Annotated in this window: 10 protein-coding genes; 6 read left to right on the top strand and 4 right to left on the bottom strand. The window is 62.1% G+C overall.

From position 1 onward, the window contains the following. The first annotated feature begins 65 nt into the window (after positions 1-65). The 6 genes from JAB6_RS12030 to JAB6_RS12005 all read left to right on the top strand — a co-directional run bounded on the left by JAB6_RS12030 (position 66) and on the right by JAB6_RS12005 (position 6,804). On the top strand, positions 66-1,328 hold the full coding sequence (locus JAB6_RS12030; protein ID WP_070303053.1) for an ABC transporter substrate-binding protein: 1,263 nt from the start codon (positions 66-68) through the stop codon (positions 1,326-1,328). Between the two features lie 114 nt (positions 1,329-1,442). Next, a complete protein-coding gene (locus JAB6_RS12025) occupies positions 1,443-2,357 on the top strand; it encodes a carbohydrate ABC transporter permease (protein ID WP_034758088.1) in 915 nt (304 codons plus the stop codon). A gap of 8 nt (positions 2,358-2,365) precedes the next feature. Then, complete coding sequence (locus JAB6_RS12020) at positions 2,366-3,205, top strand: carbohydrate ABC transporter permease (protein WP_046684851.1); 840 nt, start codon at positions 2,366-2,368, stop codon at positions 3,203-3,205. A gap of 10 nt (positions 3,206-3,215) precedes the next feature. Then, on the top strand, positions 3,216-4,349 hold the full coding sequence (locus tag JAB6_RS12015; RefSeq protein WP_070303052.1) for an ABC transporter ATP-binding protein: 1,134 nt from the start codon (positions 3,216-3,218) through the stop codon (positions 4,347-4,349). A 91-nt stretch (positions 4,350-4,440) separates the two neighbouring features. Continuing rightward, positions 4,441-5,676, top strand: a complete 1,236-nt coding sequence (locus JAB6_RS12010) for a carbohydrate porin (protein WP_070303051.1) — start codon at positions 4,441-4,443, stop codon at positions 5,674-5,676. A gap of 99 nt (positions 5,677-5,775) precedes the next feature. Further along, the gene (locus JAB6_RS12005) at positions 5,776-6,804 is read left to right on the top strand and encodes a ParB/Srx family N-terminal domain-containing protein (RefSeq protein WP_139143369.1); all 1,029 of its coding nucleotides are present in this window, start codon (positions 5,776-5,778) and stop codon (positions 6,802-6,804) included. Between the two features lie 69 nt (positions 6,805-6,873). Here the strand turns inward: JAB6_RS12005 and JAB6_RS12000 are convergent, their stop codons facing one another. The 4 genes from JAB6_RS12000 to JAB6_RS11985 form a co-directional block, all read right to left on the bottom strand. Continuing rightward, the gene (locus JAB6_RS12000) at positions 6,874-7,983 is read right to left on the bottom strand and encodes an ABC transporter ATP-binding protein (protein ID WP_070303050.1); all 1,110 of its coding nucleotides are present in this window, start codon (positions 7,981-7,983) and stop codon (positions 6,874-6,876) included. Between the two features lie 9 nt (positions 7,984-7,992). Next, entirely contained in the window at positions 7,993-8,868 is an 876-nt protein-coding gene (locus JAB6_RS11995; protein ID WP_034757607.1) for a carbohydrate ABC transporter permease, read from the bottom strand. Next, positions 8,865-9,749, bottom strand: coding sequence for a carbohydrate ABC transporter permease (locus JAB6_RS11990; protein ID WP_010397323.1), 885 nt, complete (start codon positions 9,747-9,749; stop codon positions 8,865-8,867). Before JAB6_RS11990 ends, JAB6_RS11995 begins: the two co-directional genes overlap by 4 nt. A gap of 112 nt (positions 9,750-9,861) precedes the next feature. Further along, entirely contained in the window at positions 9,862-11,115 is a 1,254-nt protein-coding gene (locus tag JAB6_RS11985; protein WP_034757604.1) for an ABC transporter substrate-binding protein, read from the bottom strand. Between the last annotated feature and the right edge of the window lie 333 nt (positions 11,116-11,448).

Raw genomic sequence — 11,448 nt, 5'->3', positions numbered from 1 at the left:
GCTACTGTCCGCCAACTGCAGCGTAACAGGCAGCCAAACAAGACCAACACCAACAAGGAGACGACATGCAACTGCATGCAAAAGGCGGCGCGGCCGCGCGCAACACATTGCTGGCCCTGCTGCTGGCCAGCGGCACGGCACAGGCGGGCACGCTCACCATCGAAAGCTGGCGCGTGGATGACAAGACCCTGTGGGAAACGGTGCTCATTCCCGCCTTCCAGAAAAAACATCCTGGCATCGAGATCAAGTTCTCGCCCACCGCCCCCACCGAATACGATTCCACCCTGAACGCGCGCCTGAGCGGCGGCACGGCCGGCGACTTGCTGGCCTGCCGACCGTTCGACGTCTCGCTGGCCTTGTACAAGCGGGGCCAGCTGGAAAAGCTCGACGGCAAGGCCGGCATGGACAACTTCCCCGCCTCGGCCAAGGTGGCGTGGCAGACGGACGATGGCAAGGACACCTTCTGCATGCCGATCGCGTCCGTCATGCATGGCTTCCTGTACAACAAGAAAATCTTCCGTGAACTGAAACTGCAACCGCCCGCCACGGAAGAGGAATTCTTCAAGGTGCTGGAAACGGTCAGGAAGAGCGGCAAATATGCGCCCTTGGCCCTGGGCACGGCCGACCAGTGGGAAGCGAACCAGGTGGTGTTTACCAGCATCGGCGCCAATTACTGGAAGGGTGAAGAGGGCCGCAAGGCGCTGATCGCCGGCAAGGCCAAATTTACCGACCCGCAATTCGTCGCCGCCTGGGAATATGAAGCACGGCTGGGCAGCTACCTGTCCAAGGGCGCCAGCGCGCAAAGCTATGGCGACAGCCAGAACCAGTTTGCGCTGGGCAAGGCCGCCATCTACCCGTCCGGCTCATGGGACATCGCCTACTTCAAGCAAGACCCGGAACTGGAACTGGGCGCCTTCAACCCGCCCGTGCGCAAGGCCGGCGACAAGTGCTACATCTCGGACCACACGGACATCGGCATGAGCGTCAACAAGAAGTCGAAGAACAAGGAAGACGCCTACAAATTCCTCGCCTGGCTCGGTTCGCAGGAATTCGCCGACATCTACACCAACAAGGTGACGGGATTCTTCTCGCTGTCGAACCATTTGATCTCCATCAAGGATCCGCTGGCCAAGCAAATGAACGGCTGGCGTGCCAGTTGCGCCTCGACCATCCGCCTGAACGCGCAAATCCTCAACCGTGGCGAGCCGAGCATGGAAAACGAGCTGTGGAACGTCAACGCCCAGGTCTTGAACGGCAAACTGGCGCCGAAGGACGCGGCGCGCCAGATCCAGTCCGGCTTTGCCAAGTGGTACAAGCCGCAACAGTAATCACCACGTCTACCCTCCCCGAGCAACCGGCCTGAGCAGTGCGATGCGGCAGCCGGTGGCACGGTTTTGCCGGCGGCCCCGCCGCCGGTGCTTTTCTTCGTCTGGAGTTTCGCCGTGAAAAAAGCTTTCCCATGGCACGTCCTCGTGTTCCTGGCCCCGGCGCTGGTCATTTACTCGCTGTTCAGCGCCCTGCCCCTGGCCGATACCCTGCGCCTGGGCCTGTACACGACCGATGAGAGCGGCCAGCACCATTTTGCCGGCCTGGCCAACTACGCCACCATCCTGTTCGACCCGCAATGGTCGCAAAGTTTCTGGAATGCGATGTGGAACAACTGCAAGTTTTTCCTCATCCACATGCTGCTGCAAAACCCCATCGGCCTGCTGCTGGCCACCCTCTTCAGCCTCAAGGGTTTGAAGGGCGAGCGCAGCTACCGTACCCTGATCTTCCTGCCGACCCTGCTGTCCGTCGTCATCATCGGCTTCATCTGGCAGCTGATCTTGTCGCCGCTGTGGGGCGTGGGCCAGTCGCTGATGGATGGCGTCGGCATCGGCAGTTACTTTGCGCCATGGCTGGGCCAGGAATCGACGGCCCTGCTGACCATCGCCCTCATTTCCGTTTGGCAATATATCGGCATCCCCATGATGCTGATCTATGCCGCCCTGCTGGCCGTGCCCGAGGAAATCATCGAGGCGGCCCACGCGGAAGGGGCCAGCGCCATGCGCATCTTCTGGCAAATCAAGCTGCCGCTGATCTGGCCCACCCTGGGGCTGGTGACTATCCTCACCTTTGTCGCCAACTTCAATGCCTTCGACCTCGTGTATTCCGTGAAAGGCGCGCTGGCGGGGCCGAACTACGCCACCGACATCCTCGGCACCTTCTTTTACCGCACCTTCTTCGGTTACCAGGCCCAGCTGGGCAGCCCCACCATGGGCGCCGCCGTGGCCACCATGATGTTCCTCGTGATCCTCGTGGGCGTGGGCGTGTATTTCTTTTTCGTGCAGCGCAAGCTGACACGCTACGAACTGTAAGGGCCGCCATGCGCAACGTTTCCACCCGCCCCCTGGGCCGCGCCGCCGTGCATGCGATCCTGGCCGGCTACACCATCATCGCCCTGTTTCCCATCGTCTTGATCCTGATCAACTCAGTCAAGACGCGGGCCGCCATCTTCGACAATCCGCTGGCCTTGCCCACGCCCTCGACCTTTTCGCTCGTGGGCTTTCACAAGGTGCTGGCCAATTCGGACTTCCTGCTGTACTTCGGCAACAGCCTGTTCGTCACCCTGCTGTCGCTGCTGCTGATCGTGCTGTTCGGCGCAATGGCGGCCTGGGCCTTGTCCGAATACACGTTTACGGGCAACCGCCTGCTGACCCTGTACCTGGCGCTGGGCATCATGATCCCCATCCGCCTGGGCACGGTCTCCATCCTGGAACTGGTGGTGCGGCTCGACCTGATCAACACCCTGACGGCGCTGGTGCTCGTGTACACGGCGCAGGGCCTGCCGCTGGCCGTGATGATCCTGTCCGAATTCGTGCGCCAGGTGCCGCGCGAACTGAAGGATGCGGCGCGCTGCGACGGCGTGGGCGAATTCGCCATCTTCTTCCAGGTGATCCTGCCCCTGATCCGCCCCGCCATCGCCACGGTGGCCGTGTTCACCATGATTCCGGCCTGGAACGACCTGTGGTTCCCGCTGATCCTGGCGCCATCGGACCGTACCAAGACCGTCACCCTGGGCGTGCAGCAATTCATCGGGCAATACGTGACGGACTGGAACTCCGTGCTGGCGGCGCTGTCGCTGGCCGTCATTCCCGTACTCGTCATGTACGTCATTTTCTCTCGTCAACTGATCCGCGGCCTGACGTCCGGCGCGGTCAAATAATAGGTGCGCCATGGCCCATGTAAGCCTGCAACAACTGACCAAATCCTACGACGGCCGCCACAATGTGCTGGCCGGCATCGACCTCGACATCCGCGACGGTGAATTCGTCGTGCTGGTGGGCCCTTCCGGCTGCGGCAAATCGACCTTGCTGCGCATGCTGTGCGGCCTGGAAAGCATTTCGCAAGGCACCTTGTCCATCGGCGGCAAGGTTGTCAACGACTTGCCGCCGGCCGAACGGGGCATCGCCATGGTCTTCCAGAGCTATGCGCTGTATCCGCACATGAGCGTGTACCGCAACATGGCGTTCGGCCTGAAGATCGCCGGCGCCAGCAAGGACGCCATCGCCCAGCGCGTGCGCCACGCGGCCGCCATTCTGAAGATCGACCACCTGCTGGAACGCCTGCCGCGCGAACTGTCGGGCGGCCAGCGCCAGCGGGTGGCCATCGGCCGTGCCATCGTGCGCGAACCGCAGCTGTTCCTGTTCGACGAGCCGCTGTCGAACCTCGACGCGGCCCTGCGCGTGCAGACGCGGCTGGAAATTGCCAAGCTGCACCGCCAGTTGAACGCCACCATCGTGTATGTGACGCACGACCAAGTCGAGGCGATGACCCTGGGCGACAAGATCGTCGTCATGCATGGCGGCCATATCCAGCAGGCGGGCACGCCTTTGGAACTGTACCAGCAGCCGGCGAACCGCTTCGTGGCCGGCTTCATCGGTGCACCGATGATGAATTTCTTCGAAGGCAAGGTCGTCGCCGCACAGGACGATGGCGTGCGCGTGGCGCTGGCCAGCGGCCAGGAAATCACGGCCCTCGTCGACCCGGCCGGCCTGCATGCAGGCGACGCCGTCACGGTGGGCCTGCGGGCCGAACACATCCTCGAAAACGGCGACGGCAGCGCCCGCTTCCAGGGCGTCGTCAGCCTGGTGGAACACCTGGGCGAAGCCAACTTCATTTACCTGGCGCTGGACAACGGCCAGGAACTGGTGATACGCGGCGACGGCAACAACCGCGTGCCGCTGGGCCAGCCATTCACGGTCTCGGCCGCCAGCAGCGCCTTCCATTTGTTCGACGCGCAAGGCGTGGCGCGCACGCGGCGCCAGCCCGGCAACCTGATTTCATCGAAACAGATATTGGCCGCCTGAGCCTTTCTGCCCAGGCAGTTCCCCGATTGGATCGGCAGCGATCCGGTACGACGTGCCCAAGCACGCATTTTGATAACGACAAGGAGACTCCATGCAACACCCGATGAAGACCTCGCTGGCGCTGGCCTGCGCCATGCTGCTGGCCTGCGGCGCCGCCCACGCCAGCGATGCCGAAGGCGAATACCACGGCTACTTCCGCGCCGGCCTCGGCTCGAGCACGGACAGCCGCGGCCCGCAAAGCTGCTACGGCCTGGGCGGCAATACCATGCGCTACCGGCTCGGCAACGAATGCGACACCTATGGCGAATTCGAATACCAGAAGGAAATGGCCAAGTCGCCCAACGGCGTCAGCTTCGTCGGCCATATCATGGTGGCCGCCTATACGCCCAGCTCCGCCGTCAGCGATTCGGACCTGAGCATGTCGAAGATGTACGTGGAAGCGAAAAACATCGAAATCCTCAACGGCGGCACGGCCTGGATCGGCAAGCGCTACTACATGCGTCCCGACATCCACATGCTGGACTTGCAATACATCAATATGAACGGCACGGGCGGCGGCATCGACCAGTACAAGCTGGGACCGGGCCGCATCAGCTATGGTTTCTTCAAGGATAACGACAAGCCCGGCAACTCGGCCATCCGGCAAAACCTCGTCTACCAGGGCATCCCCATCAACCAGGATGGCACGCTGGAAGTGCTGACCACCCTGATCACGCCCGACAAGAAGGACAGCACCTCGCACAGCGGCTGGCAAGCCACCGTGCTGCACAAGCAGGATAAGGTATGGGGCGGCGCCAACACCTTCGGCATCCAGTACGGCGTCGGGCCGGGCACGGGCGCGGGCGGCCAGTGCTGCGACCGCATGGGCACGACGGGTTCGATCCGCAACGGCAGCGACGTCACGCGCTTGCGCATCTTCAATTCGCTGTGGATACAGCCGACGCCGGAATGGAGCGCGGAAATGATCGCCATCGTGCAGCGCGACAAATCCGACGCCACGGGCGGCAGCTCGACCTGGACCACCCTGGGCGTGCGCCCCGTGTATGCCGTCAACGACAACTTCAAGCTGCAGTTCGAACTGGGCACGGACCGCGTGACCTCGCCCACGGGCGGCGCCGCGCAGCGCCTGACCAAGCTGACCTTTGCGCCCACCCTGACGGCGGGCAAGGGTTACTGGTCGCGCCCCGAGCTGCGCGCCTTTGTCACGTACGGCAAATGGAACGACGCCGCCACGGCCGCCGTCAACAAGGCCAATGAATCGGGCCCCGTGTATGGCAATGCCACCAGCGGCACCTCGTTCGGCCTGCAAGTGGAGACGTGGTTTTAAGAAGCTGTCTTGATATGGCGCAGTGCATGCGCCTGTCGGACTGCGCGAAATCGCGTGCCGCGCTATGCTGCACGCGATACCGCTCACTTCGGAGGCCGCATGCACGCCGCATTCCCCCGGGCCGCCGCCGCGCTGGCCCTCGTTTTCGCCAGCATGGCATGGGCCCGCGACGCCGCCGTCGCGCCGGCTCCGGTCCTCAGCGCGCGCCAGCAGGCGCTGATGGCCACCGTCGTGGGCAGCGCCGCCCATCCGCGCATGCTGCAGGTACGCCTCGATGAACTGCATCCGACCCAGCCGGCCATCGGCTACGACCAGGTGTATTACAAGCTGGGACGCTATGCGGCCGAAGAAAAACACATCGCCGACATCGCCAAGCCGAAGAAATTCGCCGACCTGTGCGAAGCCAATGGCCAGGGCGACGTCTTGCCCAACACGGCCAATGTGCCCGGCGCCACGCTCAGCGCACCGCCGGCCGGCTACCGCTGCAAGGCGGCCGTAGGCAGCCGTCCGGACGACATGAAGACCGTCGTCATCGGCCCGCGCGGCATCGTGTATCTGACCGATGGCCACCACACGTTTTCCACATTTTGGGAGGCCGACGGCGGGCGCAATCGTCAAATGAAAGTCTGGGTCAAGGTCAGCGACAATTTCAGCGCGCTGGGCGAAGCGGCGTTCTGGACCCGCATGCGCGAGGAAAACAAGGTGTGGCTGAAAAATGGCCGCCACCAGGCCATCACGCCGCGGCAGCTGCCGTCCGCCATCGGCCTGCAGTCCCTGGGCGACGACCCGTACCGCTCGCTCGTCTACTTTACGCGCGGGATCGGCTACGAGCCGCCGGAGCACGCCACGGAATTTCTCGAGTTTTACTGGGCCGGCTGGCTGCGCCGCATGCCGGCGCTGGACCTGGCGCGCGTCGACCTGCGCGATCCCACCGCGTATGCCAATGCGGTCCTGCTGGCCGCGCAGGCAATGGTGGCGCTGCAACCGGACGATATCGTCAGCGGCGGCAAGAGCGCGCGCGAGCTGGGTGCCCTGCGGGAAGTCAACCGGGAAGCGTTCGATGAACTGATCGACGACAAGGGCAAGCTGCGCCACGCCATCGCCTATAAAAAATCGCTGGCGCAATAGACGGCGGCGTAAACGACAACGGCCCGCCTGTCATGCGACAAGCGGGCCGTTTTCTATTGCAGGTGCTGCTTAGGCGATGCGTTCGCCGTTGGCCGGATCGAACAGGGCCGCTTTCGACAGGTTGAACGACAACTGCATGGTCTGCCCCGGCAGCACGGCTTCGCGCGGGTGCGTGCGGCAAGTCACGGCCGCGCCGTTCAAACGCGTCGTCAGCAAGGTGTCGGGACCGGTTGGCTCGACGAGGTCGATCAAACAACCGAGTTCCTGGCCCACGTCGCCGTGTGCGCTGCTCATGTCCGTGATCTGCTCCGGACGCACGCCCAGGATCACGTCGCGGCCCGCATAGCTGCGCAGCTTGTCGGCGGCAAACGGCAAGGCCAGGCGCAAGCTCTTGCCTGCGTTCTCGATGGCGACAAACACCTCGTTGCCTTCGATGACAGGCTTGACGGTGATGAAGTTCATCGACGGCGAGCCGATGAAGCCGGCCACGAACAGGTTGGCCGGATTGTCGTAGATTTCCTGCGGCGTGCCCAGTTGCTGCACCACCCCATCCTTCATGACGGCGATCAGGTCGCCCATCGTCATCGCCTCGATCTGGTCATGCGTGACGTAGACGATGGTGGCTTTCAGGCGCTGGTGCAGCAGCTTGATCTCGGCGCGCATTTCCACGCGCAGCTTGGCGTCCAGGTTCGACAGCGGTTCGTCGAACAGGAACAGCGACGGCTTGCGCGAAATGGCGCGGCCCATGGCGACCCTCTGGCGCTGGCCACCCGACAACTGCGCCGGACGGCGATCCAGCAAGTGCGTGATCTGCAGGGTTTCAGCGACGCGGGCGACGATTTCCTCCTGCTCCGCCTTCGGCACCTTCTTGACGTTCAAACCGAACGCGATGTTTTCGCGCACCGTCATCGACGGGTACAGCGCGTAGGACTGGAACACCATGGCGATGTCGCGATCCTTCGGCGGCAAGTCGTTGACGACCTTGCCGTCGATGAGGATTTCACCGGACGTGACGCTTTCCAGGCCGGCCACCATATTGAGCAAGGTCGACTTGCCGGAGCCGGAGCCGCCGACGAGGATCAGGAACTGGCCATCCTTGATCTCGATGTCGATGCCCTTGAGGACTTCGACGCCATTCGTGTACACCTTGCGGATGCTGCGTATCGATAAACTGGACATATTCTTTCCTTAACCTTTGACTGCGCCTGCGGTCAGACCGCGCACAAAATAACGGCCTGCGACCAGATAGACCAGCAGGGTCGGCAGCGCGGCAATCACCGCGGCGGCCATGTTGACGTTGTATTCCTTCACACCCGTGGACGTGTTGACCAGGTTGTTCAAGCCCACCGTGATCGGCTGCGAATCGCCACTGGCGAAGACGATACCGAACAGGAAGTCGTTCCAGATCTGCGTGAACTGCCAGATGATGCAGACGACGAAAATCGGACCCGAAATCGGCAGCACGATCTTGCGGAAGATCAGGAAGAAACCGGCGCCGTCGATGCGCGCCGCCTTGATCAGTTCTTCCGGCACCCCGATGTAGTAGTTACGGAAGAACAGGGTCGTGAACGCCGTGCCATACACCACGTGCACGAAGACGAGCCCCGTGGTGGTATTGGCCAGGCCGAATTCGCCCAGCAAGCGCGCCATCGGCAGGATCACCACCTGGAACGGAATGAAGCAGCCCACCAGCAAGGCGGCAAACAGGATTTCCGAACCACGGAAGCGCCAGTGCGCGAACACATAGCCGTTGAAGGCGCCCAGGAAGGTCGAGATCAGCACGGCGGGAATGACCATCTTGATCGAGTTCCAGAAGAACGGCTGCATGCCGTCGCAGGTGACGCCCGTGCAGGCCGAAGACCAGGCCTTGGACCAGGAATCGAATTGCCACACGTGCGGCAAGGCCAGCAGGTTGCCGCTGCGGATCTCGTCGAGCGACTTGAACGACGTCGACAAGGTCACGTACAGGGGCACGATGTAGTACACCGCGAACAAAATCAGCAGCAGGTATAACACCACCCGTCCCAGGGTGAGTTTGTTGTTACGTGTAGGAGTGTGTGTCATCTCATCGCCTTTGCGCTGCGCGTTTCCAGGTACATCAGCGGCACGAGCACGGCCACGATGGTGGCCAGCATCATCATTGCCGATGCCGAGCCCAGGCCCAGCTGGCCGCGGGTGAAGGAAAACTGGTACATGAAGATGGCCGGCACGGACGACGAGTTGCCAGGTCCGCCAGCCGTCAGTGCGATGACCAGGTCGAAGCTCTTGATGGCGATATGCGCGAGGATCAGCAGCACGCTGAAGAATACGGGACGCATGGCGGGAATCACGATGCGCCAGTAGATCGTCGGCAAGGACGCGCCATCGACTTGCGCCGCCTTGATGATCTCGTCATCGATGCCGCGCAGGCCGGCCAGGAACAGGGCCATGACAAAGCCCGACGACTGCCATACGCCGGCGATCACCACCGTGTAGATGGCCATGTCGGAGTTCACCAGCCAGTCGAAGGTAAACGACGTCCAACCCCAGTCGTGCATGACCTTTTCCAGGCCCAGACTGGGATTGAGCATCCATTTCCAGGCCGTGCCGGTGACGATGAAGGACAGCGCCATCGGATACAGGTAGATGGCGCGCAGCGCGCCTTCGGCGCGGATTTTCTGGTCCAGCAGGATGGCCAGGAACAGGCCGATGGCGATGCTGCAACCGATGAACAGGACACCGAAGATGCCGAGGTTCTTGAGCGAGGTCCACCAGCGCTCGTTGTCGAACAGCTCGACGTATTGCACCAGGCCGGCGAACTCGTAGTTCGGCATCAGCCGCGATTCGGTCAGCGACAGCCAACCGGTCAAAAAGATAAAACCATAGACGAATACCAAGCTGGCGATGAGCGTGGGGCCCAACACCATCTGCGGTATCCATCGGTCGAATTGCTTGCGTATGGACATAGGAGAGCCGTAGAGAGAACTGCGTGTGGCGCCGGCCTGGTCGAAGCCAGGGCGGACGCCTGCGATGCATGCAATGCAGCGGGCGCCGGCGAGCGTGCCGGCGCCGTCGTGATTACTTCACTTTTGCCGCTTTGGCCAAAGCTGCAACCGCGTCTTTCGAGCTCATGTTGGTGTTCATGAACTTGGCGATGACGTCGGTCACGGCGCCTTGCGTGGCCGATGGCAGCGCCATGCCGTGGGCGAACGATGGCACCAGGCCGCCGGACTTGTTGGTGGCGTCCATGTCTTCCATCGATTTCAGGGCGCAGGCGTCAAACTTGTCCTTCGAAACGCCGGAACGCACAGGAATCGAACCCTTGTTCAGGTTGAAGATCGACTGGAACTTCGGATTCATGATGGCGTTGGCCAGGGCGATCTGCCCTTTCTTCGCATTCGCATCCTTTTGCGTGAACATGGCAAACGAATCGATGTTGAAGGTGTAGGCCTTGTCCGTGCCAGGAGCGGCCACGCACAGGTAGTCCTTGCCCGGCACCTTGCCAGCGGCCGTGAACTCGCCCTTGGCCCAGTCGCCCATGAACTGGAAGCCGGCCTTGTTGTTGATGACCATGGCGGTCGCCAGATTCCAGTCGCGGCCAGCCGCATCCTTGTCGATGTAGGTCTTCACCTTGCCCAGGGTGTCGAACACTTTGAGCATGGTCGGGCCGGTCAACTCCTTCTGGTCCAGCTTGAGGATGGCTTTCTTGTAGAACTCCGTGCCGCCCACGCCCAGCGCGACGGATTCAAACACGGTGGCGTCTTGCCAAGGCTGGCCGCCGTGAGCGATCGCGATGCCGCCCGACTTCTTGATCTTCTCGGCCGCGTCGAAGAACGCATCCCAGGTCGTCGGGGTGGTGGCCACGCCGGCTTTTTTCAGCACTTCCGGATTGACCCACATCCAGTTGACGCGGTGGACGTTGACGGGAGCGGCAACGTAGTGGCCCTTGTATTTCATGATGTCGGCGACGACTTTCGGCAGCACGGCATCCCATTTGCCTGGAATGGCGGCATCATCGATATTGGCCAGCACGCCTTCAGCGCCCCATTCCTGGATCGATGGGCCCTTGATCTGGGCGGCTGTCGGCGGGTTGCCGGAAATGACGCGGGTTTTCAGCGCGGTCGCGGCGTTTTCGCCAGCGCCGCCAGCCACGGCGAAGTCTTTCCAGCCGAAGCCGCTTTCTTTCACGATTTGCTGCAACTGGCCCACGGACTTCGCTTCGCCGCCGGAGGTCCAGTAGTGCAACACTTCCACGTCGGTCGCAAAGGCGCTGCCAGCGAATGCCAGGGTGGTCAATGCGGCCAGTTGGGTAATCTTGAATTTCAGTTTCATCTCCACATTCCTTTTTTGATCAAGCTTTTAGGGGGCTTCGGCATACGGGGGCCGAAAAAGGTGAAATCTGCGCCTGTACCGGCGCTCTTGTGCTCAGACCCGCTTGCAAACGGGCATCATCTTGGTGTAAAGACGGCGCCGTGATCCATGACATGACTACATTGCATTTATATCACGGGACGGCGCCAAAAACGCATCCGCGAAGGATGCGCCAGGTTGAACTTGACTTACAACGCCTGCAAACTTAGAACCAGGTTTCTACCTGGAAACCGTAGGAAGTGCCGCTGGTATTGTTGTTATAGATCGGGCCGCCGTTGTTCGACGCATTGACCG

The sequence above is a fragment of the Janthinobacterium sp. HH104 genome, from assembly GCF_001758715.1.
In the GTDB taxonomy this organism is placed as follows: domain Bacteria; phylum Pseudomonadota; class Gammaproteobacteria; order Burkholderiales; family Burkholderiaceae_D; genus Janthinobacterium; species Janthinobacterium aestuarii.
Note: the sequence above shows the minus strand (reverse complement) of the source record. Positions and strands in the feature narration are given on the sequence as shown.

What these genes read in the sequence shown, in the direction of transcription:
- JAB6_RS12030 (WP_070303053.1), top strand. Translation starts at nt 66, where the DNA reads ATGCAACTGCATGCAAAAGGCGGCGCGGCCGCGCGCAACACATTGCTG.
- JAB6_RS12020 (WP_046684851.1), top strand. Translation starts at nt 2,366, where the DNA reads ATGCGCAACGTTTCCACCCGCCCCCTGGGCCGCGCCGCCGTGCATGCG.
- JAB6_RS12015 (WP_070303052.1), top strand. Translation starts at nt 3,216, where the DNA reads ATGGCCCATGTAAGCCTGCAACAACTGACCAAATCCTACGACGGCCGC.
- JAB6_RS12010 (WP_070303051.1), top strand. Translation starts at nt 4,441, where the DNA reads ATGCAACACCCGATGAAGACCTCGCTGGCGCTGGCCTGCGCCATGCTG.
- JAB6_RS12005 (WP_139143369.1), top strand. Translation starts at nt 5,776, where the DNA reads ATGCACGCCGCATTCCCCCGGGCCGCCGCCGCGCTGGCCCTCGTTTTC.
- JAB6_RS12000 (WP_070303050.1), bottom strand. Translation starts at nt 7,983, where the DNA reads ATGTCCAGTTTATCGATACGCAGCATCCGCAAGGTGTACACGAATGGC.
- JAB6_RS11995 (WP_034757607.1), bottom strand. Translation starts at nt 8,868, where the DNA reads ATGACACACACTCCTACACGTAACAACAAACTCACCCTGGGACGGGTG.
- JAB6_RS11990 (WP_010397323.1), bottom strand. Translation starts at nt 9,749, where the DNA reads ATGTCCATACGCAAGCAATTCGACCGATGGATACCGCAGATGGTGTTG.
- JAB6_RS11985 (WP_034757604.1), bottom strand. Translation starts at nt 11,115, where the DNA reads ATGAAACTGAAATTCAAGATTACCCAACTGGCCGCATTGACCACCCTG.